Source organism: Huijunlia imazamoxiresistens (assembly GCF_037132455.1).
GTDB lineage: Bacteria > Bacteroidota > Bacteroidia > Chitinophagales > Chitinophagaceae > Flavisolibacter > Flavisolibacter imazamoxiresistens.
In genome coordinates this window covers 250,145-270,508 of sequence record NZ_JBBBEI010000007.1, presented here as the reverse complement: position 1 = coordinate 270,508, position 20,364 = coordinate 250,145, and the positions used below count along the sequence as shown (strand labels likewise).

The 20,364-nt window shown below is 55.3% G+C and carries 22 protein-coding genes; 15 read left to right on the top strand and 7 right to left on the bottom strand.

Going from position 1 to position 20,364, the window contains the following annotated elements; translation table 11 throughout:
• The first annotated feature begins 7 nt into the window (after nucleotides 1–7).
• From V9K67_RS11460 to V9K67_RS11440, 5 genes are all read left to right on the top strand, one after another.
• On the top strand, nucleotides 8–868 hold the full coding sequence (locus V9K67_RS11460; protein WP_336722510.1) for an alpha/beta hydrolase: 861 nt from the start codon (nucleotides 8–10) through the stop codon (nucleotides 866–868).
• Nucleotides 869–953: 85 nt separating this feature from the next.
• Entirely contained in the window at nucleotides 954–3,299 is a 2,346-nt protein-coding gene (gene topA / locus V9K67_RS11455) for a type I DNA topoisomerase (RefSeq protein WP_336722508.1), read from the top strand.
• 155 nt (nucleotides 3,300–3,454) lie between these two features.
• The gene (locus V9K67_RS11450) at nucleotides 3,455–4,321 is read left to right on the top strand and encodes a transglutaminase family protein (RefSeq protein WP_336722505.1); all 867 of its coding nucleotides are present in this window, start codon (nucleotides 3,455–3,457) and stop codon (nucleotides 4,319–4,321) included.
• A 61-nt stretch (nucleotides 4,322–4,382) separates the two neighbouring features.
• Nucleotides 4,383–4,745 carry a tRNA-binding protein gene (locus V9K67_RS11445; protein WP_336722503.1) on the top strand — a complete coding sequence of 121 codons (363 nt, stop codon included), beginning with the start codon at nucleotides 4,383–4,385 and terminating at the stop codon, nucleotides 4,743–4,745.
• Complete coding sequence (locus V9K67_RS11440; protein WP_336722501.1) at nucleotides 4,745–5,257, top strand: methylated-DNA--[protein]-cysteine S-methyltransferase; 513 nt, start codon at nucleotides 4,745–4,747, stop codon at nucleotides 5,255–5,257. The genes V9K67_RS11445 and V9K67_RS11440 overlap by 1 nt, the downstream gene beginning before the upstream one ends.
• A gap of 132 nt (nucleotides 5,258–5,389) precedes the next feature.
• On the opposite strand, the gene V9K67_RS11435 is transcribed toward V9K67_RS11440, so the two are convergent.
• Together V9K67_RS11435 and lepB are read right to left on the bottom strand one after the other, a co-directional pair.
• On the bottom strand, nucleotides 5,390–5,875 hold the full coding sequence (locus V9K67_RS11435) for a cytidine deaminase (RefSeq protein ID WP_336722500.1): 486 nt from the start codon (nucleotides 5,873–5,875) through the stop codon (nucleotides 5,390–5,392).
• Between the two features lie 151 nt (nucleotides 5,876–6,026).
• Complete coding sequence (gene lepB / locus V9K67_RS11430) at nucleotides 6,027–7,490, bottom strand: signal peptidase I (RefSeq protein ID WP_336722541.1); 1,464 nt, start codon at nucleotides 7,488–7,490, stop codon at nucleotides 6,027–6,029.
• 188 nt (nucleotides 7,491–7,678) lie between these two features.
• On the opposite strand from lepB, the gene V9K67_RS11425 reads away from it, so the two are divergent.
• Nucleotides 7,679–8,551 carry a MerR family transcriptional regulator gene (locus tag V9K67_RS11425; RefSeq protein WP_336722498.1) on the top strand — a complete coding sequence of 291 codons (873 nt, stop codon included), beginning with the start codon at nucleotides 7,679–7,681 and terminating at the stop codon, nucleotides 8,549–8,551.
• Nucleotides 8,552–8,635: 84 nt separating this feature from the next.
• On the opposite strand, the gene V9K67_RS11420 is transcribed toward V9K67_RS11425, so the two are convergent.
• Both V9K67_RS11420 and V9K67_RS11415 read right to left on the bottom strand, forming a co-directional pair.
• Nucleotides 8,636–9,799, bottom strand: coding sequence for a sigma-54-dependent transcriptional regulator (locus V9K67_RS11420; RefSeq protein ID WP_336722495.1), 1,164 nt, complete (start codon nucleotides 9,797–9,799; stop codon nucleotides 8,636–8,638).
• Between the two features lie 180 nt (nucleotides 9,800–9,979).
• The gene (locus V9K67_RS11415) at nucleotides 9,980–10,966 is read right to left on the bottom strand and encodes a pyruvate dehydrogenase complex E1 component subunit beta (protein WP_336722494.1); all 987 of its coding nucleotides are present in this window, start codon (nucleotides 10,964–10,966) and stop codon (nucleotides 9,980–9,982) included.
• A gap of 297 nt (nucleotides 10,967–11,263) precedes the next feature.
• Between V9K67_RS11415 and V9K67_RS11410 the strand changes: the two genes are divergently transcribed.
• Nucleotides 11,264–11,542: a SemiSWEET family sugar transporter gene (locus V9K67_RS11410; RefSeq protein WP_336722493.1), complete on the top strand. Its 279-nt coding sequence runs from the start codon at nucleotides 11,264–11,266 to the stop codon at nucleotides 11,540–11,542.
• Between the two features lie 34 nt (nucleotides 11,543–11,576).
• Here the strand turns inward: V9K67_RS11410 and V9K67_RS11405 are convergent, their stop codons facing one another.
• Nucleotides 11,577–12,752 (bottom strand): acetyl-CoA C-acyltransferase, encoded by a 1,176-nt coding sequence (locus V9K67_RS11405; RefSeq protein WP_336722491.1) that lies wholly within the window; start codon nucleotides 12,750–12,752, stop codon nucleotides 11,577–11,579.
• 190 nt (nucleotides 12,753–12,942) lie between these two features.
• On the opposite strand from V9K67_RS11405, the gene V9K67_RS11400 reads away from it, so the two are divergent.
• From V9K67_RS11400 to V9K67_RS11365, 8 genes are all read left to right on the top strand, one after another.
• Complete coding sequence (locus V9K67_RS11400) at nucleotides 12,943–13,659, top strand: YqjF family protein (protein WP_336722490.1); 717 nt, start codon at nucleotides 12,943–12,945, stop codon at nucleotides 13,657–13,659.
• A 51-nt stretch (nucleotides 13,660–13,710) separates the two neighbouring features.
• Nucleotides 13,711–14,544: a formyltetrahydrofolate deformylase gene (purU, locus tag V9K67_RS11395; protein ID WP_336722488.1), complete on the top strand. Its 834-nt coding sequence runs from the start codon at nucleotides 13,711–13,713 to the stop codon at nucleotides 14,542–14,544.
• Nucleotides 14,545–14,741: 197 nt separating this feature from the next.
• A complete protein-coding gene (locus V9K67_RS11390) occupies nucleotides 14,742–15,587 on the top strand; it encodes an SDR family NAD(P)-dependent oxidoreductase (protein WP_336722486.1) in 846 nt (281 codons plus the stop codon).
• 202 nt (nucleotides 15,588–15,789) lie between these two features.
• Nucleotides 15,790–16,581, top strand: coding sequence for a LiaF transmembrane domain-containing protein (locus V9K67_RS11385; RefSeq protein ID WP_336722485.1), 792 nt, complete (start codon nucleotides 15,790–15,792; stop codon nucleotides 16,579–16,581).
• A 79-nt stretch (nucleotides 16,582–16,660) separates the two neighbouring features.
• On the top strand, nucleotides 16,661–17,005 hold the full coding sequence (locus V9K67_RS11380; RefSeq protein ID WP_336722483.1) for a DUF4288 domain-containing protein: 345 nt from the start codon (nucleotides 16,661–16,663) through the stop codon (nucleotides 17,003–17,005).
• Nucleotides 17,006–17,136: 131 nt separating this feature from the next.
• On the top strand, nucleotides 17,137–18,171 hold the full coding sequence (locus V9K67_RS11375) for a sensor histidine kinase (RefSeq protein ID WP_336722481.1): 1,035 nt from the start codon (nucleotides 17,137–17,139) through the stop codon (nucleotides 18,169–18,171).
• Nucleotides 18,168–18,905 (top strand): LytR/AlgR family response regulator transcription factor, encoded by a 738-nt coding sequence (locus V9K67_RS11370; protein WP_336722479.1) that lies wholly within the window; start codon nucleotides 18,168–18,170, stop codon nucleotides 18,903–18,905. The genes V9K67_RS11375 and V9K67_RS11370 overlap by 4 nt, the downstream gene beginning before the upstream one ends.
• Nucleotides 18,906–18,962: 57 nt before the next feature.
• A complete protein-coding gene (locus V9K67_RS11365) occupies nucleotides 18,963–19,187 on the top strand; it encodes a hypothetical protein (protein ID WP_336722477.1) in 225 nt (74 codons plus the stop codon).
• 14 nt (nucleotides 19,188–19,201) lie between these two features.
• On the opposite strand, the gene V9K67_RS11360 is transcribed toward V9K67_RS11365, so the two are convergent.
• On the bottom strand, nucleotides 19,202–19,855 hold the full coding sequence (locus V9K67_RS11360) for a metallophosphatase domain-containing protein (RefSeq protein WP_336722474.1): 654 nt from the start codon (nucleotides 19,853–19,855) through the stop codon (nucleotides 19,202–19,204).
• 142 nt (nucleotides 19,856–19,997) lie between these two features.
• A complete protein-coding gene (locus V9K67_RS11355; protein WP_336722471.1) occupies nucleotides 19,998–20,192 on the bottom strand; it encodes a hypothetical protein in 195 nt (64 codons plus the stop codon).
• Nucleotides 20,193–20,364: the final 172 nt, after the last annotated feature.

The window sequence follows — 20,364 nt, the reverse complement described above, 5'->3', positions numbered from 1 at the left end:
TTTATCTATGCGCGTTAAAAACCTTTCGCTTAAATACATCCGGACAAAATTTAAACTTCTTTCCGCCATCTCCAAAAGAAAAGCAGCGGAGCAGGCTTTCCTGCTCTTTACCACGCCCCTGTCGCGGGTACGCAAAAAGCTGCCCGACAGCTTCCGGCAGGCCCAAAAGCTGCAGTTTTCCTTCCGCGGCGAGAAGATCACGGGCTACCGCTGGAACCACCCCTCGGACAAAAAGGTCCTGATCCTGCATGGCTACCAGTCCAGCATCCTCAATTTCGAGCAATACGTGCGCCCCCTGGTCAAGGCCGGTTTCGAGGTGCTGGGGTTCGACGCCCCGGCCCACGGGCGCAGCACCGGCAAGCGGATCACGGTGCTGGTGTACAAGGATTTTATCCACTACATCCATAAACACTACGGGCCGGTGACCAACTACGTGGCGCATTCGCTCGGCGGGCTGGCCCTGAGCCATTACCTGGAGGAGCTGCCGCACGACCGCTCGTACCGGGCGGTGCTCATTGCGCCGGCCACCGAAACCACCACCGCCGTGGAGCACTTGTTTTCCCTGCTGCGCCTCGACGACGGGGTACGGCAGGAGTTTGACCGGATCATCGAACGCGAGGGGCGCCACCCGGCTTCCTGGTTTTCGGTGGCCCGCGCCTGCAAGCAGATCCGGGCCGAGGTGCTCTGGCTGCAGGACCGCGAAGACCGGCAGACGCCCTTTTCCGACGTGGAGCCGATCATACGGCAACAACATCCCCACATCCGCTTTCACCTGACCTCCGGCCTGGGCCACAGCCAGATCTACCACGACAGCCACTCCCGCCAGGCCATCCTGGATTTCCTGGTCGTACCCCCTGAAAAGCATTAAAAATGACAACTTGTATAAATTTTGTTATTCTTGCTCTAAACTTGCAGGCTTTTCGCAAGTATTCATTGACCCGTAAACTGCACATATGGCCAAGAATTTATTAATAGTGGAGTCGCCCGCAAAAGCGAAAACCATTGAAAAGATACTGGGAAGTGACTTCGAAGTAAAAAGTTGCTATGGCCACATCCGTGACCTGGAAAAAGACGAAATGGGCATCGATATCAAAAACGATTACCAGCCCCGTTATATAGTACCTGAAGACAAGGAAAAAGTAGTTAAAGAACTCAAACAACTGGCCAAGAAAAGCGACGAAGTGTGGCTGGCAACGGATGAGGACCGCGAAGGGGAAGCCATCAGCTGGCACCTGTGCGAGGTGCTCGGCCTCGACCCCCACACCACCAAACGCATTGTCTTTCATGAAATTACCAAGCCCGCCATCGAAAGTGCCGTGGAAAAGCCCCGCACCGTGAACATGGACCTGGTGAATGCCCAGCAGGCCCGCCGGGTGCTCGACCGCATCGTGGGCTTCGAGCTGAGCCCCGTGCTCTGGCGCAAGATCAGCATGAAAAACAACCTCAGCGCCGGCCGGGTGCAGAGCGTGGCCGTGCGGCTGGTAGCCGAACGCGAACGGGAGATCAACGCCTTCGTTCCCCAGAGCAGCTTTAAAACCGAGGCCACCTTTACTGCCAAAGACGCCTCCAACCGCAGCATTTCCTTCAAGGCCGAAGGCACCAAGTTCCCGGATGCCGACTCGGCCGAAGCCTTTTTGAACCAGTGCATCGGCGCCTCCTATAAGGTAAAGGACATCCAGGTAAAGCCCTCCAAGCGCACGCCGGCCGCCCCCTTTACCACCTCCACCCTGCAGCAGGAAGCCAGCCGCAAGCTGGGCTACAGCGTCAGCCGCACCATGCTCATCGCCCAGAAGCTGTACGAAAACGGTCACATCACCTACATGCGTACCGACAGCGTGAACCTGAGCGAAACGGCCATGACCGACATCCGCAACACGGTGACCGGCTCCTACGGCAGCCGCTACTACCAGTCGCGGAAGTTCAAAACCAAGAACGAGTCGGCCCAGGAAGCGCACGAAGCCATCCGCCCCACCTATATGTCCGAGCCTACCGTGTCGGAAGCCGACTGGCGCCCGCTCTACCAGCTGATCTGGAAGCGCACCATGGCCTGCCAGATGGCGGATGCCGAACTGGAACGCACCATTGCCAAAATTTCCGTTTCCACCAATAACGCCGAGCTTACCGCCCAGGGCGAAGTGCTGAAGTTCGACGGCTTCATGAAAGTATACCGCGAGGACGTGGACGACGAGGACCGCAAGGACGACGAGCACCCCGAAGGCATGCTGCCCCCGCTGACCGTAGGCCAGCAGCTGCCCCTGAAGGAAATGGTCGCCATCGAACGCTTCACCCGCCCCCTGCCCCGCTATACCGAGGCCTCGCTGGTAAAAAAGCTCGAAGAGCTGGGCATCGGCCGCCCCTCCACCTACGCCCCCACCATTTCCACCATCCTCAAAAGAGGCTACGTGGACAAACGCGACAAGGAAGGTACCCCCCGCCCCTACCGGGTCTTTACACTGCACAACGACAACGTGAAGGAAAAGGTGGAATCCGAGAACGTGGGCGTCGAAAAGGCCAAGCTGTTCCCTTCCGACCTGGGCCTGGTGGTGACCGACTTCCTCAAGCGCCACTTCGACGACATCATGGACTACGGCTTTACCGCCAAGATCGAAGGCAACTTCGACGAGGTAGCCCGCGGCAAGCTGCGCTGGAATAAAATGATCGACACCTTCTACAACCCCTTCAAGCAGGAGGTGGAAAAAACCATTGAAACGGCCGAACGCGTCAAGGGCGAGCGTGAGCTGGGACACGATCCCCAGAGCGACAAGCCCGTCATTGCCCGCATGGGCCGCTACGGCCCGATGGTGCAGATCGGCCGCACCGAGGACGAGGAAAAGCCCCGCTTTGCCCGCCTGAAGACCAACCAGAGCATCGAAACCATCTCGCTGGACGAGGCCCTGGAACTGTTCCGCCTGCCCCGCAACCTGGGCACTTTTGAGGATACCGACGTGACGGTGAATATCGGCCGCTTCGGTCCTTACGCCGCCCATGACAAAAAGTTCTATTCGCTCGGCAAGGAAATGGACCCCTACAGCGTGTCGCTGGAAGAGATCGTGCCGCTGATCGTGGAAAAGCGCGCCGCCAAGGACGAAAGGACCATCAAGCTGTTCGAAAAGGAAAAGATCCAGGTGCTGAAAGGTCCCTACGGACCCTACATCAAGCAGGGCCTGCGCAACTACAAAATCAGCAAGGAGATGCAGGAACGCGCTGCCGACCTCACCATTGAAGAAGTGAAAAAGGTGATCGAGGATGCCAAAGCGAACCCGCCCAAAAAAGTGCCCGCCCGCAAAAAGAAAGAATAAGGTGCCTGGCCCGGGATTTATGGTTTATGGCGGACGGAAAAATTGAAGGCCCCCGGATGAATAGGAATATTATTTGTTCTGGAAAACAAGACCTTCTTTCCTTTGTGTTCACCATAAACCGTAACTACCGATTGCTTGCCGGACAAATAATAACTATGGAAGAAACGAGAGAAATATCTGCCCTTTTACACCTGATTGACGACCCGGATGAAGAAGTTTTCGGCGCCGTGACGGACCGGATCGTCGGGTTTGGAAAGCCGATTATCCCCAACCTGGAACACTTGTGGGAAAACACCCCCAATGAGGAGATCCAGACACGCATCGAACTGCTCATACACAAGTTGCATTATACCGACCTGACCGAAGAGTTCCGGCAGTGGAACGTGTCGGGTTCTTTCGACCTGATGACCGGCGCCCTGCTGGCCAGCCGGTTCCAGTTTCCCGAGCTGTCCTCCACCTCGGTGCTGCAGGATGTGGAAAAGATCCGCCGCAACATCTGGCTCGAACTGAACAATTACCTGACGCCGCTGGAGCAGATCCGCATCGTCACCGGCATCCTTTACGGTTATTACGGGCTGAAAGGGGCCGAAATTTCCTACAACAACATCAACGACTTCCTGCTGCCCAAGGTGCTGGAATCCAAAAAAGGCAACCAGCTGGGCAACGGCATCCTGTACCTGATCATCTGCGACCTGCTGGACATCCCCGTAAAAGCCATCGGCATCCCCAAGCAATTCGTGCTGGCCTACTTCAAGCCGGGCTACAGCGCCGAAAATATCAAGGAGTATACCAGCAAGATCGACTTCTTCATCGAGCCCGCCAGCGGCCAGGTGTTTACCCAAAAGGACATTGAAAGCTACTTCAAGCGTATTTCGGTGCCGTCCACGCCGGCCTACTTCCGGCCGCTCTCCAACAAACGCATCATCCAGCACCTGCTGGAGGAGTTGTCCAACTGCTTTGAAAAGGACAAGAACCCCTACAAAAAACAGGAACTGCTGAAACTTGCCGGCCTGCTCGATTAAAGAGCAGGCTTTTTTCTGCGGGTTTGCCTAAATTCACCCCGCTGAACAAACACAACTATTTATGGAACAAGCCGCTGAACAACAACAACGAACCATCAGCTGGGACGATTTCGAAAAAATCGACATCCGGGTGGGCACCATCACCGGGGCCGAAACCTTTCCGAAGGCCCGCAAGCCGGCCTATAAGCTCACCATTGACTTTGGCGCCGAACTGGGCATCAAACGCTCCTCGGCCCAGATCACCCGCCATTATACCCCGGAACAGCTGGTGGGACAGCAGGTGGTGGCCGTAGTCAACTTCCCGCCCAAGCAAATCGCCACCTTCATCAGCGAGTGCCTGGTGCTGGGCATTTACGACGAGAATAAGGAAGTGGTGCTGCTGCAACCGCAAAAGGGAGTCTCCAACGGTTTAAAGATCGGCTGATGCGGGAAAACCTTTCCTATACTTATTACGCCTCTCCTGCCGGCTGGCTGCAGCTGGAGGCCACGGACGATTTTATTACCGCCCTTTCCTTTATCGATGATGGGGAAGCAACCGCAGCGGTCGCGGCGGCCCCTGTTCCTCCAGGCAGCGTGCTGAACCAATGCCGCACCCAGCTGGACGAATACTTTGCGGGCAAACGAAAAGCCTTTGATTTTCCCTTCCGCCAGGAAGGCACCGCCTTCCAGCAACAGGTCTGGAACTTACTCACGGCCATTCCTTATGGCCGCACCCTGTCGTACCTGGAGCTGGCCCGGCAGTTCGGTAATACCAAGGCCATCCGTGCCGTCGGCACCGCCAACGGCCGCAACCGGCTGGCCATCGTCGTGCCCTGCCACCGCGTTATCGGCAGCAACCAAAAGCTGGTGGGCTATGCCGGCGGCCTGGCCCGCAAAAAATGGCTCCTCGACCACGAAGCCCGGTTTTTGGGCGGCGTACAGGAACTAGGGTTCTGAGGAACAGGGAATTGGTTCATTGGTTCATTGGTTCATTGGGAATTAGGCGGAACAGGCAAAGCGTACAGACACACCGTTGCCGCCGCCAGGCCCCTAATTCCCAATGAACCAATTCCCTTTATCCCCTATCACTTATCTCAACTCTTCACTGGTAAAGGCTAAGGGCAGCAGCTTGCTGGCGCTGTCGATGACGTAGACCGGGCCGGTCATGCCGCCGAGGATCAGCTGCACGGGCTGGTTGGTGCGGGTTTCATATTCCTGCAGCGACTGGCGGCAGATGCCGCAGGGTGAAATGGGATGGTCGCTTTTGACGTTTTCGCTTTTATAGCTGATGGCCATGGCCTCTACCGGCACCCGGGGAAACAACGAAGAAACCGATGCCAGCAACACCCGTTCGGCACAGAGGCCGGCAGGGAACGAGGCGTTTTCCTGGTTGCTGCCCGGCACCGTTTCGCCATTGGCCAACCGGGCCACCGCCCCTACCTGGAAATTGCTGTAGGGCGCATAGGCCTGTTCGGTCACCTCCCGGGCAGCCTGCAACAGTAAACGCTGGTCCTCGGGCAGTTCGTCAATGCTTTGGTAAACTTTATAGGAAAATTCAAACCGGTTCTCTTCCATAAAAACGCTTTAGATCAGGAATGTAAAATATACAATGTAAAATGTAAAACAGCGCCTGAAAAATGCAAATGCTGTTCCTGTTATAAAAAAAGAACAGCCAACGTATCCACGTGGCTGTTCTCCTTATTTTAAATTTTACCTGTTTGAACACTTATTTCACGGTGCGGAACAACCGGTTCCAGCGGGGACCATGCTCCCAGCTGAACCAGATCAGCCAGGCCTTGCCCACGACCCGGTCCTCGGGAACAAAGCCCCAGAAACGCGAGTCCTGCGAACCATGGCGGTTGTCTCCCATCATCCAGTAATAATCCATCTTAAAGGTATAGGAAGTAACTTCCTGCCCGTTGAGGTAGAACTTGCCGTCGCGCATCTGGAAATCATTGTGCTCGTAGGTGCGGATGGCCCGCTCATAGATATAATAGGTTTCCAGGGTCAGCGGCAGCGTACCGCCTTTTTTGGGAATCCAGATGGGCCCGAAGTTGTCGATGGTCCAGCCGTGGTGGATCACGTAGCTGTTGAACTGGTAGTTGTTGTAGGCCGAATCCTCCAGCTGCGGGGTCATGGCACGCACCAGGTTGCTGGTCTTCATTTTCTCGGCAGCAACGTAAGGCAGCATCATCAAAAACATGTTGTTGTCCATAGGCTGGAACTGCTCGGCATTGGTAATGTCGATATTGTATTCCTCCTTCATGACATCGGGATCCAGCATTTGACCGTTGGTTTGCACAATGTAAGGCATTACCGAATTCGGGGGGTAAGGCTGTGCCTTGCTGTTAATGAACACCTGGCCCTTCCGGATCTGCAGGGTATCGCCGGCAACGGCTACGCAGCGCTTGATGTAGTTGTCGGTCTTATCGGCGGGGTGCACGGCCAGGGGAAACTCTTCGGGATTGCTCTGCAGCACCTGGCGGCCGCGGGCCTCGTCGCCATTGCCCAGCTCTTTGATGGTTTGGTAGTACGGGTGAAAGGATTGGTAGTCGGGGCGGTTGATGACCGTATCGCCGGCAGGGAAATTAAACACCACCACGTCGCCCCGCTTCACCGGAGAGGCAAACCAGCGGATATAGGGCAGGCTCACCGCTTCGGTATACGACTTGCGGTCCGTGCCGGGAATATAGTTATGCACAAAGGGAATAGACAGGGGCGTATTGGGGATCCGGGGTCCGTAGCTGAACTTGCTGACAAACAAAAAGTCGTTGATCAGCAGGGTTTTTTCCATGGAGCCCGAAGGGATGGTATAGGCTTCAAATACGAAAGTGCGGATGAGCGTGGCGGCAACAATGGCAAAAATGGCCGCATCCACCCATTCGCGCCAGCCCGGCTTCTTGTACCGCTTTACCCCTTCGGGACCAATATAGCGGACCATTTTGGAAGAGCCCAGGTAAGGAAAATAGAAGGGAGCGAAGAGGGCGGCGAGCACATGGTCGCCAAAAGAAAAACGCCCGTACAGCTTTACGAACTCGATGAAAATGCCCGGCGTGATGAACCAGCCCACCACAGGGATCAGTTGCCAGTACACCCAGTGGGTCGGCCGTTGGGCCAGCCGCTGCATCACCCAGGTATTATAAAAAGGAATGTACGCTTTCCATTCGGGAACTCCGGCTTTTTGAAACATCTTTGCCAAACCAAAGGAGGGAAGAAACACCAGAAGCACCGAAATCAAATAAACAATCAGAACGTGTGAAAGCGGCATGTACGAATTTTTTGAACGGCCAAATTTATTATATTAAAACCCTTATGAAACCTGCTTTAAGCAAAGTTTTTGCTAAAGTACAGGAAGGGATTTTAACCTGTAGGAAAAGAATGCAATATTTTGCTATTAAGGATATTGAAAATCTCTGCGGCATAAAAGCCCACACTTTACGGATATGGGAACAGCGCTACGACTTTTTTCAGCCCAAACGAAAAGGCACAGCCCACCGTATCTACGACAACGATGACCTGAAACAATTGCTGCGGATCTCCTTCCTCTACCACAACGGATGGAAGATTTCCAAAATCGCAGCATTGGATAACCAGGGCATACTGGAAGAAGTACGAAAGGCCGAGGTCACGCCCTCCAACTACCCTTTATACCTCCTGCAGCTGCTGGAAGCGGCGGTAGACTTCAACGAGGCGCGCTTTACGGGGCTGATGGACGAGATCTCCCGGCAGGTCGGCTTTGACAAATGTATTGTGGAAGTGTGCTATCCCTACCTGCAAAAGGTGGGCATGCTGTGGGTCACCAACCGGGTAATTCCTGCCCAGGAGCATTTTTCCAGCTACATCATCCAGAACAAGATCATCGCGGAAACCGAAAAGCTGAAGGCGGTCGAAGGCGCGCCCCGGATGGTGCTGTTTTCGCCCGAGGGCGAATTCCACGAGCTGCCCCTGCTGTTCCTGAATTATTTGCTGCGAAAAGGAGGACGGAATGTGATTTACCTGGGCAAAAACATCCGGCGGGACGTACTGCGGGAGTTTAAGGAGGATGCCAGCATCCACTACCTGTTCCTGCACCTCATCACCAACTTCACCGGCCTCTACGCCGACGAATACTTCGAGGAGCTGTGCCGCACTTTTCCCGACAAAACCATCGTGGCCTCCGGCACCGTCGTCCACGACATCCAGCGTCCCTTCATGAATTTAAAACTGCTGAAGTCGGATAAGGAGATTCTGGAGTTTGTGAATGCTTCATAAAGTTTACGAGTTTCCGGGTTTACGAGTTGTTCCCGCCTGGGCGGAACTCGTAAACTTGTAAACTCGTAAACTTCGCCGAATGCCTTAAGCATTCGGCAAAACGTAACTCTTCACATCGTCTTTCGTGATGGTTTTGCCCGACAGGATGACGAGGCGCTCCACTACGTTGCGCAGCTCGCGGATGTTGCCGGTCCAGTTGTAGGACTGGAGGGTTTTGAGGGCATCGTCGGAGATGAGCTTTTTGGCCGTGCCGTAATCGCTGCAGATCTCGTCCAGGAAGCTGTCGACCAGCAGCGGGATGTCGTCGCGGCGCTCGTTCAGGGCGGGCACATGGATGAGGATCACGCCCAGGCGGTGGTACAGGTCGAGGCGGAAGTTCTTGGCGTCCACTTCCTTCAGCAGGTCCTTGTTGGTGGCGGCCACTACCCGCACGTCCACGCTGATCTCCTTTTCGCCGCCCACGCGGGTGATCTTTCCTTCCTGCAGCGCCCGCAGTACCTTGGCCTGGGCACTCAGGCTCATGTCGCCGATCTCGTCAAGGAAGAGCGTGCCGCCGCTGGCCTGCTCGAATTTGCCGATGCGCTGCTTGATGGCCGAGGTAAAGGAGCCTTTTTCGTGGCCGAACAGCTCGCTTTCAATCAGCTCGGAGGGGATGGCGGCGCAGTTTACTTCCACCAGGGAACCGTCGGCCCGGTTGCTTTTTTCGTGGATCCAGCGGGCCACCAGCTCCTTGCCCGAACCGTTCTCGCCGGTGATCAGGATGCGGGCGTCGGTGGGCGCCACTTTCTCAATCGTATCTTTAATTTTCCGGATGGCCGGAGAGTCGCCGATCATTTCCTGCACGCGGTTGGCGCGGCGGCGCAGCACCTTGGTCTCGCTCACCAGGCTGTTGCGCTCCATGGCGTTGCGGATGGTGATGAGCAGGCGGTTCAGGTCCGGCGGCTTCTGGATAAAATCATAAGCCCCTTTCTTCACTGCTTCCACGGCCGTTTCGATATTGCCATGCCCGGAGATCATGATAATGGGCACGTCGGCGTTGGCCTCCACCGCTTTTTGTAAAAATTCCAGCCCGTCGATCTTGGGCATCTTGATGTCACACAACACCACATCAAAGGTCTTTTCCTTGAATTTTTTTAATCCTTCCTCGCCATCCGAAGCCTCTTCGATCTTGTATCCTTCGAAAGAAAGGATTTCGGTAAGCGTCTTCCGGATTGCTTTTTCATCATCGATAATCAGAATGCTGGCCATATGTGCTATGAATGGTTAAGGTTTAGGTTAACGTATGCAACCCTTGTTGCAGTATGAAGCTAAGCGAAAAAGAGGGAAAAGAGATAAAGAGGTGGGCCTTAAAAAGCAAAAAGTTGCGTGCAGAACACGCAACTTTTCACAAAACTATCTCAGAACGGGAAGCGGTAGGCTCCGCCGCGCTTATTTCTTCAGGTACATCACTTCCTTCACCAGTTGTACGGTGCGGCCCACGCTGGGGAGGGCGGCAGCTACCAGGTTACCGGCATAGTGCAGGGGAGCGTCGGCGCCGGTGATGCGGCGAACCGGGGCGTCCAGGTAGTCGAAACCTTCCTTCTGGATGCGGTAAGCCAGCTCGGAAGAAACCGAAGCAAACGGCCATTCTTCCTCAACGATCACCAGGCGGTTGGTCTTCTTCACGCTTTCCAGGACGGTCATCCAGTCCAGCGGGCGAATGGTACGCAGGTCGATCACCTCGGCACTGACACCTTCTTTTTCCAGTTCCTGGGCGGCGCCTAAGGCCACCTTCATCATTTTGCTCCAGGAAACGATGGTGACGTCGCGGCCTTGCTTTTTCACATCGGCCTTGCCCAGTTCGATATAATATTCTTCTTCCGGCACTTCGGATTTGTCGCCGTAGGAAAGCTCGCTTTCCAGAAAGCAAACGGGATCTTCTTCAAAGCGGATGGCTTGCTTCAGCAGTCCTTTGCCATCGTAGCCGTTGCTGGGGGCAACCACTTTCAGGCCGGGGATGTTGGCCAGCATGGCGTCAAAGGAGGTGGAGTGCTGGGCGCCCAATTGACCGGCCGAACCGTTGGGTCCGCGGAAAACGATCGGGCAGGAAACCTGTCCGCCGCTCATGGCCAGCATTTTGGAAGCGGTATTTAAAATTTGATCTAACGGCAGCACGGCAAAATTCCATGTCATGAACTCTACAATCGGCCGTAAGCCTTTCTGGGCAGCGCCCACCGCAACCGCGGTAAAGCCCAGCTCTGAAATCGGGGTGTCGATCACACGACGGGGTCCGAACTCGGCCAGCATGCCCTGGCTTACTTTATAGGCGCCGTTGTATTCGGCAACCTCTTCACCCATTAAAAAAACACGGTCATCACGGCGCATTTCTTCACTCATGGCTTCCCGTAATGCCTCGCGAAATGGAATTTGTCTCATTTAGGATAATTTAGAATAAGCGGGGGCAAAATTAGCGGAGCAACTCCATAAAACCTAAATTAAGAACAGGATTCGTGGGATTTTATAATAAGCCCGCTCCCGGCCCGCAATGGGGGATTGGGCCCATAAAAGGGCGAACGGCTGTTTCTTTTGGGCATCCCTCCCTCCTTTTTCTCCACGGCCGGCCTTTAAAGAAAACATACACAACAATTTACATATAAAAACTCGTCGCCGACCCTCTCCGGCGTTGCCGATAGCCCAGAAAAAAACTGGCGCTATTTTTTGTTGCACCTTTTTATGGAATTGATGCAAGTGATCGGGATGGCGGCGGGCGCACTGACCTCCGTGTCCATGTTGCCCCAACTGGTAAAAATCGTTAAGGAAAAAGAGGCCGACAATGTTTCGGTGGTGATGCTGGTGGTCCTGCTGTCCGGGCTGGCCCTGTGGACCGTTTACGGGCTGATGCGGGAGGACTGGCCCATTATCGTCACCAACAGCTTTTCCTTTTTGCTGAATGCAACGGTGCTTGCCCTCCGCATTAAATACAGCGGGGTAAAGGAATCCGGCAACGCCTGATTGTGCCTCCTTACTTGGTGCCTCGTACTTACCTTTACACTCTTTCCAGCAGCAGGGCGCTGGCGCCGCCGCCGCCGTTGCAGATGCCGGCCAGGCCATAGCGGCCCCCGTGGCGCTGCAGGATCGAGCAAAGAGTGATGGTTATGCGGGCGCCGCTGCTGCCGATGGCGTGGCCCAACGCCACCGCCCCGCCCCAGACATTGAGCTTTTCGGTAGGAATATTCAGCTCGCGGGCATTGATGATGGCCACGCAGCTAAAGGCCTCGTTCACCTCGAAAAAGTCGATATCGTCCACCGTCAGGCCGCTTTTATCGAGCACCCGCTGCATGGCCATTACCGGCGTGGTGGTGAACCACTCGGGATTCTGCGACGCATCGGCATAGGCTACCAGGCGTGCCAGGGGTTTTACGCCCAGCTCCTTCATTTTCGCCTCGCTCATGAGCACCACCGCCGAAGCCCCGTCATTGAGCTTGGAGGCATTGGCCGCCGTGATGGAGCCTTCTTTATCAAAGGCGGGCTTCAGGGCGCCCATTTTATCGAAATTCACCTTTTTGTGTTCTTCGTCCTCGCTCACCAGCACGGGGGTTTTGCCGCCCACTTCCACCGGCACGATCTCGTCGTTGAAGAGCCCCTCCTCCCAGGCTTTGGCCGCCCGGATGTAGCTGTCCTTGGCAAAGTTGTCCTGGTCTTCGCGGGTAATATTGTAGGTGGTATTGCACAATTCGCCGGCATTGCCCATGTGGTAATCCTTGTAGGGGTCCCAGAGGCCGTCGCGGATGAGGCCGTCGATCAGCATGCCGTGGCCCAGGCGGTAGCCGTTGCGGGCTTTTTCGAGGTAATAAGGAATGTTGCTCATGCTCTCCATGCCCCCGGCCACTACAATGTCGTTGTCGCCGCAGCGGATGGACTGGGCCGCCAGGGTAATGGCCTTCATGCCGCTGGCGCACACTTTATTGACGGTGGTGCAGTTGACCGAGGTGGGGATGCCGGCATAGATGCTGGCCTGCTGGGCGGGGGCCTGCCCGATATTGGCGCTCACCACGTTGCCCATGAACACTTCCTGCACCTGCGCGGCAGTGATGCCGGCCCGCTCCAGGGCGGCTTTAATGGCGATAGCACCCAGCTGCGGCGCCTGCACCGATGCCAGCGCCCCGTTGAAACTGCCCACCGGCGTCCGGGCCATACCCACGATAAATACGGATGTTGACATAATGGCAATGATTTCTTTAAAGGTACGTTGTACGGGGAATTGGTTAATTGGTTAATTGGGCCCTGGCCTCCGCTACGTTCATTTCGAATTTGATTTTTTCATTAGCCCGAACCTTTCAGATGCACCAGTCAGCTCCACTAGCCCTAATTCCCCAATTAACCAATTAACCAATTCCCTTTACCTTTAGTAAATGTCCGTTTTCCTCACCGCTGCCTGGCAGAACCTGCTGATGGCCAATTATGCCATCGACCCTTCCGTGCTGCAACGCTACCTCCCCTACCAAACCGAGCTGGACGAATTTAACGGGGTGCATTACGTCAGCCTGGTGGGCTTCCTGTTTGCCAATACCCGCATCCGGGGCGTGCAGGTGCCCTTTCATTCCACGTTTGAGGAGGTGAACCTGCGCTTTTATGTGCGCTACAAGGAGGACGGGCTGTGGAAGCGGGGCGTGGTGTTCCTCAAGGAGCTGGTGCCCAAACGCATGATCACCTTTGTCGCCAACACCATCTACGGCGAAAAATACGCCACCCACCGCATGAAGCACCACTGGGGCCGGGCGGAGGAGCGGCTGCAGGTGGAGTACCACTGGAAGGTGGGCCGCGAATGGAATTTTCTGAAAGCCCAGGCCGAACAGCAGGCCCACCCGCTGGTAGCAGGGTCGGAAGAGGAATTTATTACCGAGCACTACTGGGGCTATACGGCCATCGGCCCCCAGCATACGGGACAGTACCAGGTGGAGCACCCCAAATGGCGCGTACATCCCGTCCTCAGCTATGACATTCACTGCAATGCCGCCGCCTTGTATGGAAAGGAATTCAGCGAGGCGCTGCAGGCGGCGCCCCTTTCGGTTTTCCTGGCCGAAGGGTCCGATATAAAGGTGATGAAAGGAAGCCGGTTCCGTTTTTGATTGCCGCTATCTTTGCTGCCCTTATATTCGGAGCGAAAACACAAGATCCTTATGGCATCACATATTCTTTTGATCAACTGTGCCGACCGCAGCGGGCTGGTGCACAAAATTACCGGGGTAATTTTCAGGCACAACCTGAACATCATTTCCAACGGCGAGTTCGTAGAGCGGCACCTGAACCATTTTTTCATGCGGACCGAGTTTTCGGGTGAGTTCGACCGGGACCAACTGCTCGCCGAGTTGCAACAACTGCTTCCGGATGCCGACATCAAACTGACCGGCCGCAAAAAGAAAAACATTGTGTTGCTGGCCACCAAGGAGCACCACTGCCTGGGCGACCTGCTGGTGCGCCATGCTTTCAATGAGCTGCAGGCCAACATCCTGTGCGTGATCAGCAACTACCGTACCCTGGAAGAGCTGACTAAAAAGTTCGGCATTCCTTTTCATTTTATCAGCCATGAAGGCATCAGCCGGGAGCAGCATGAGGCCGAGGTGCTGAAGACCGCACAGCGGTACGAACCCGAGTTCCTGGTGCTGGCGAAGTACATGCGCATCCTGTCGGCGCAGTTCGTCGCTCATTTCAGCAACCGCATCATCAACATCCATCATTCCTTTTTGCCGGCCTTCATCGGCGCTAATCCCTATGCGCAGGCTTACGAGCGGGGCGTCAAGATCATCGGGGCCACTGCCCACTTCGTCAACGACAACCTCGACGAAGGGCCCATCATTGCCCAGAACGTGATCCCCGTCACCCATTCGCAGAGTGCCAAGGAAATGGCCCAGGCCGGCCGCGACGTGGAAAAGATCGTGCTGGCCAATGCCCTCCAACTGGTCTTCAACGAACAGGTCTTCGTCCACCGTAATAAGACTATAATTATGGAATAAGAAAAAAATAGGCAATAGGCAACAGGCAACAGGCAATTGGCAATAAACAATAAACAAGGTAACCCCTCCACTCAGGAACTCAGAAACTGAACTTTGGAACCCAACTCGTGAACTCGTGAACTTGTAAACTCGTAAACTTGTTCTTAGTGGCATACAATTTTCGGCAAAAACGTATTGTCTCACCTTAAATATTCTTTATGGCCAATGCGAACAACCGATACGCCCTGATCACCGGGGCGACCAGCGGCTTCGGGTATGAATTTGCCAAACTGTTTGCTGCCGACGGCTATAACCTTGTCATCGTGGCCCGGCACGAGCAGCACCTGGATAAAACGGCAGAGGAGCTGTCGCAGCAATACGGGGTGGAGGTGGTGCCCCTGCCCAAAAACCTGTTTCACCCGGAAGCCCCCTTTGAAATTTACGAGGCGGTGAAGGCGCAAAACCTTACCGTGGATGTGCTGGTCAACAATGCCGGCCAGGGTGAGTGGGGCAAATTCTTCGAAACCGACCTGGAACGGGAGCTGGACATCATTCAGCTGAACGTTTCTTCTCTGGTAGTGCTGACCAAGCTGTTTTTAAAGGATATGATGGCCCGCAACGAAGGCAAGATCCTTCAGGTGTCCTCGCTGCTGGGCGAGATCCCGGCCCCGCTGATGGCGGTGTACGGGGCCTCGAAAGCCTTTGTGCTGAAATTTTCAGAAGCACTGATCGAGGAGTTGAAAGATTCCGCCGTTACCCTGACGGTGCTCGAACCGGGCGTCAGTGATACCGACTTTTTCCGGAAGGCCGGGGCCGAAAAGACCAAAGCCTACCAGGAATCCGATATCGCCGACCCGGCGGAAGTGGCCCGCGACGGCTACCGGGCCCTGATGAGCGGCAACAGCCGTATCATATCGGGCGCGAAGAACCAATTCCAGTCGGTCATGGCCAACGTGTTGCCCGACAGCCTGAATGCCGCCCAGATGCACCGGCAAATGAGCGAATCCGGCGAAAGGAACCGGCCGGTCCATGGCGGTGGCGATGCGCCCCCGGATCATATCTGAGCTGAAGTAAAGCAAGCCTCTAAAAGATTTCCCCGGTGCGCCACCGCAGTCATTCCCGCCGGCACACCGGGGATTTTGTTTTCAACAAAAAGCCGTTTACCGGTAAAATCCTGCCGTTTACCGGCTGCCCGCCTGCCGGTTACCTATCCGGCCTTGCCTCCCAGCCTGCTGCGCTGCAACTTTGAGAAAAAATCAAAGCAACATGAGCGATTTTAATAACGAGGCAAAGGATAGGGATCACTACTTTCAACCTGCTTCGAAAAGAGGACAGAATCAATTCTGGGCCGGCTTGCTCGTCATCGGCGTTGGCGTGGTGTTGCTGTTACGGCAAACAGGCGTACTGTTCCCCAACTGGCTGTTTACCTGGCCGTCGATCCTGATCGTTGTGGGCCTTTTTTCCGGCATTCGCCATGGTTTCCGCCGCGGCCCCTGGTTCGTGCTGATCCTGGTCGGTTCCCTCTTCCTGGCAGACAAAGTCAATCCCGGCTGGCAACTAAAGAACTACATCTGGCCTTTTCTCATAATCATCGCCGGCCTGGCACTGATGTTCCGTCCCAAAAACCGGCACTGCCGGAACCGGTGGCAACGCGGCTCCTGGCAACAACAACAGCCGGGCACAAACGAAATGCAGGAAATAAAAGTGGAAAGGGACGGCAATAATTTTATCGATGTCACCGCCTTCTTCGGCGGTGTAAAAAAGGTAGTGCTGTCCAAGGATTTCAAAGGCGGCGATGTGACGACCTTTATGGCAGGCACGGAGATCAACCTGGCACAGGCCGACATCAACGGCACCATCACCCTGGACGCCACCAACATCTTCGGCGGCACCAAACTGATCATCCCTCCTACCTGGGACGTGCAAAGCGAGATCGTGACCATCTTCGGCGGCGTGGATGACAAGCGCCAGAACCAGGGCGTTCCGCCCGACCCCACCAAAGTAGTGCGCCTCGAAGGCACCTGCTTGTTTGGAGGGATCGAGATCAAGAGTTACTAACCAGGGTTCCTGAGTTCCTGAGTTAAAAGGATAGATGTTTACAAGTTCAATTGTTCGGTTATAATAAAATAATTTCTGCATGAAATGGTATATCGCTAAAATTGTTTTCCGCATCGTTTGCGGCGACGGGACGCACCGGCCGCAGTTTGACGAGCAGTTGCGGCTGATCGCAGCTGCCGACAGGGAGGAAGCTTTTCAAAAAGCCTGTGACCTGGGTAAAGCCGAGGATGAAACTTTTTATAACCAATACGGCCAGCCCGTACACTGGGAATTCATTAACGTACCGGAAGTCTACCGGTTTGCCCTAACCGAAGGCACCGAACTGTATTCGCAAATACAGGAAGTGGATAACGCCGAAACTTACATCGAACTGGCCCACGCCAAAGCAGAACGAATGAGCAGAAAAGCAAAACTTACAATGTAAACAGCTATTAATGAATCCTGCCAACAACTCTTCCAAAACTAAAACCGAAACCCAAATCCATTCCACTGAACTCAGGAACTTAGGAACTGAACTCTGGAACAGAACTCTGGAACTCGTGAACTTGTAAACTCGTGAACGCTCCTTTTCGCATACACCGTTTTCGACTGTTGTTCGCCGCCTGCTGGCTGCTGTGGATGGTATTGCATGTGCAGGTGTTGCACTGGTACGGCTTTGCGTACCCCCTGGCCCTGCTCGACAGCGTGGTGGGCAACGGCCTGCTGGCGGGCGCCTGCCTGCTGGTGAGCACCATCCTGGGCTACTACCTGCCCCGCCAGCAGCGCTACGGCTTTTACCTGGGACTGGTGGGCATGCTGGCGCTGCTGTGGCTGCTCCTGAGCCGGTCGCTGCTGATGCTGCTCACGCTCAACGTGGCCGATTACGCCTACTTTTTTTCCCAGTCCCTGCCGGTACGGCTGGCTATCGGCTTCCTGGTCATCGGCAGCATGACCCTGCTGAGCGTGCTCTGGTACACCCTGCAGGAACAACAGGAGGCTGAACAGCGCAAGGCCGAGGCCGAGCGGCTGGCCCGCGATGCAGAACTCTACAAGCTGCGCCAGCAACTGCAGCCCCACTTCCTGTTCAACAGCCTCAACTCCATCAACGCCCTCATCGGCCTGCGGCCGCAGCAGGCCCGCACCATGATCCAGCAACTGTCCGACTTCCTGAGGGGCACGCTCAAAAAAGACGAAGCCCAGTGGGTGAGCCTCGACGAAGAGCTGCAACACCTGCAACTCTACCTCGACATCGAAAAGGTGCGCTTCGGCCACCGCCTGGCAACGGTGATTGAGCGGCCCGAAGGAGGCACGGCTATGCTGCCGGCCCTGCTGTTGCAGCCCATCGTGGAAAACGCCATCAAGTTCGGCCTGTACGATACGTTAGGCGACATTACCATCACCGTCCGGGCAGCGCTGGAAAACAACCTGCTGGTGCTGACGGTGCAAAACCCTTTCGATCCCGCCACTACCCTGCCGCGGCAGGGCACCGGCTTTGGCCTGAGCTCCGTGCAGCGGCGGCTGTTCCTGCTCTTTGCCCGCAACGACCTGTTCCGCACCGAAGCCCGGGACCACCAGTTCTTCACCACCATAAAAATCCCGCAAAAAGGATGAAAGCGATTATCATAGACGATGAACCCCTGGCCCGCCTGATGGTGCGGGAATACCTGCAGTTTTACCCGCAGATGGAAGTGGTGCAGGAATGCGGCGACGGCTTCGAGGGCGTGAAAGCCATCATGCAGCACCAGCCCGACCTGGTTTTTTTGGACATACAGATGCCCAAGATCAACGGCTTTGAGATGCTGGAGCTGCTGGAGCAGCCGCCGGCAGTGATCTTTACCACGGCTTTTGACGCATACGCACTGAAAGCATTTGAGACCCATGCGGTGGACTACCTGCTCAAGCCCTTCAGCCAGGAGCGGTTCGACCGGGCGCTGGAAAAGTTTTTGAACCAGGCCCCGGTGCAACGGGAGGCCGCCACGCAGGCCCTGCTGCAGTCGGCCGGCAGCCTGCCCCAGCAGGCCGGCCGCATCGTGGTCAAAAACGCCGGCAAGATCCAGATCATTGCTGTACCCGAAATACAGTACCTGGAGGCGGCCGACGATTACGTCCGGATCCATACCCGCGGCGGCATTTTTCTGAAAAACAAGACCCTGGGCCATTTTGAAAAAACCCTGCCGGAAGCCCAGTTCGTAAGGGTGCACCGCTCCTACCTGGTCAACGTATCGGAGATCACCCGCATCGACCCGTATGAAAAGGAAAACCACCTGGCCACCCTTAAAAGCGGCGCCCGCGTGCCGGTGAGCAAGGCGGGATACCCCCGGCTGAAGGCCGTGCTGGGATTATAAGCGGACAGGAGAATTCTGGGCCAAATTCAGTAAATTTATTTTCTGAAACCTATGGTTATGACCCGGGATGCGATTATACAGAAGACGGTGCAGACGATGCAGATGCTGCCAAAAGAAAAAGCCCAGGAGATTTTTGAATTCGCCAATTTCCTGATGAAGAAATATGAGAACCAGATCCTCCAGAAAGGCATCGAGGTGCTGACCTCCGATGAACAGGCGTTCAGTATGCTGAACAACGAAGAAGACTTTTTTGCTCCCGTAGAGGAAAAAGAAACCCCTTAGGCCCCAAGCCTTCTTCATGTTCCCGCCGGGACCGGCCTTGCCGGCACATGAAAGACTACGGGCGGGTTTACCAGTTCGTATAATTCGTTGAGCACACAGGCATTGATGAAGAGCGTGCCGCCTTTTTTCTGGCTGCCGTAGGCTTCGTGGATATGCCCGCACAGGTGCACGCGGGGTTTTACCTGCTTTACCTTTTGCAGCAGGTCGAGGCAACCCGCCTGCCGGCCATTGATCACGGTGTCGTGTATTCCGAAAACAGGACCGTGGGTGATGAGGATGTCGGTATCGGCAGGGATCTTATCCCAGTGCTTTTTGATGGGGGCGCCCCGGGGCCGGTTAAAGGCCCAGTTGAAGAACCAGGGCGTGATGGGCGAGCCCCAGATGCGGATGCCGTTGATCTCCACACCGCTGTCATTGAGGTACACAACGCCCGGGGGCAGCAGGCCCGCGATCTCCGCCGGGCTGGCCTTTTCAAAGTAAAAGTCGTGGTTGCCGGCAATGAAGATCTTGTGGGTGTACGGCAGGGACGCCATCCAGTTGAGGAAGTCCACCACCTCGTTTTTCTGGCCCTTGTAGGAAATATCGCCGCAATGCAGCAGCACATCGCCCGGCGGCAGCTTCAGGCTTTTGTGGCGGCAGTGCGTATCGGATATGGCAACAAATTTCACGTCGGTAGTTTAGGGAGTCCTGGGCGGTGAATGTACAATAGCTGCCTGAAAAAACGGAAAGCCCGGAAGCCTTTCCTCAGCGGTCAGGCATCCGGGCTTGTGCGCTTCCGGATGTTCCGGCATCGCCTGCCGGCAGGACCCATTAAACCCTTCCGGAGCTTTGGTTCCTGTCAGCCGACTGGTCGCGCTTCTTTTCCTGCGGTTCCGAACGCTGGCCGCCGGTTTGCTGTCCGTGGTTGGACTTGCGGTCGGCACTCGATCCCAGTGCCTGGTTGCTCTGGTTGCTGGCGCCACGGCCAGAGGATCCTTTTTTATTATTATCTCCACGTCCCGACATAATCATGAATTTTTAATGAATAAATAAATAGGGTTCAGAATCATTTTGCAGTTATTGTGCCAGAGAGAAAGTTTACGGGTGCACGAGTTTACAAGTTCACGGGTTCGTTGGAAGGCAGCGGCAGGATAAAAAGAGAGGCAGGGTTGTTGAGTTTTCTTTTACATTTTATATT

Excerpts from the sequence above, each read along its gene's own strand:
- V9K67_RS11460 (WP_336722510.1), top strand. The coding sequence starts at position 8 with ATGCGCGTTAAAAACCTTTCGCTTAAATACATCCGGACAAAATTTAAA.
- topA (WP_336722508.1), top strand. The coding sequence starts at position 954 with ATGGCCAAGAATTTATTAATAGTGGAGTCGCCCGCAAAAGCGAAAACC.
- V9K67_RS11450 (WP_336722505.1), top strand. The coding sequence starts at position 3,455 with ATGGAAGAAACGAGAGAAATATCTGCCCTTTTACACCTGATTGACGAC.
- V9K67_RS11445 (WP_336722503.1), top strand. The coding sequence starts at position 4,383 with ATGGAACAAGCCGCTGAACAACAACAACGAACCATCAGCTGGGACGAT.
- V9K67_RS11440 (WP_336722501.1), top strand. The coding sequence starts at position 4,745 with ATGCGGGAAAACCTTTCCTATACTTATTACGCCTCTCCTGCCGGCTGG.
- V9K67_RS11435 (WP_336722500.1), bottom strand. The coding sequence starts at position 5,875 with ATGGAAGAGAACCGGTTTGAATTTTCCTATAAAGTTTACCAAAGCATT.
- lepB (WP_336722541.1), bottom strand. The coding sequence starts at position 7,490 with ATGTTTCAAAAAGCCGGAGTTCCCGAATGGAAAGCGTACATTCCTTTT.
- V9K67_RS11425 (WP_336722498.1), top strand. The coding sequence starts at position 7,679 with ATGCAATATTTTGCTATTAAGGATATTGAAAATCTCTGCGGCATAAAA.
- V9K67_RS11420 (WP_336722495.1), bottom strand. The coding sequence starts at position 9,799 with ATGGCCAGCATTCTGATTATCGATGATGAAAAAGCAATCCGGAAGACG.
- V9K67_RS11415 (WP_336722494.1), bottom strand. The coding sequence starts at position 10,966 with ATGAGACAAATTCCATTTCGCGAGGCATTACGGGAAGCCATGAGTGAA.
- V9K67_RS11410 (WP_336722493.1), top strand. The coding sequence starts at position 11,264 with ATGGAATTGATGCAAGTGATCGGGATGGCGGCGGGCGCACTGACCTCC.
- V9K67_RS11405 (WP_336722491.1), bottom strand. The coding sequence starts at position 12,752 with ATGTCAACATCCGTATTTATCGTGGGTATGGCCCGGACGCCGGTGGGC.
- V9K67_RS11400 (WP_336722490.1), top strand. The coding sequence starts at position 12,943 with ATGTCCGTTTTCCTCACCGCTGCCTGGCAGAACCTGCTGATGGCCAAT.
- purU (WP_336722488.1), top strand. The coding sequence starts at position 13,711 with ATGGCATCACATATTCTTTTGATCAACTGTGCCGACCGCAGCGGGCTG.
- V9K67_RS11390 (WP_336722486.1), top strand. The coding sequence starts at position 14,742 with ATGGCCAATGCGAACAACCGATACGCCCTGATCACCGGGGCGACCAGC.
- V9K67_RS11385 (WP_336722485.1), top strand. The coding sequence starts at position 15,790 with ATGAGCGATTTTAATAACGAGGCAAAGGATAGGGATCACTACTTTCAA.
- V9K67_RS11380 (WP_336722483.1), top strand. The coding sequence starts at position 16,661 with ATGAAATGGTATATCGCTAAAATTGTTTTCCGCATCGTTTGCGGCGAC.
- V9K67_RS11370 (WP_336722479.1), top strand. The coding sequence starts at position 18,168 with ATGAAAGCGATTATCATAGACGATGAACCCCTGGCCCGCCTGATGGTG.
- V9K67_RS11365 (WP_336722477.1), top strand. The coding sequence starts at position 18,963 with ATGACCCGGGATGCGATTATACAGAAGACGGTGCAGACGATGCAGATG.
- V9K67_RS11355 (WP_336722471.1), bottom strand. The coding sequence starts at position 20,192 with ATGTCGGGACGTGGAGATAATAATAAAAAAGGATCCTCTGGCCGTGGC.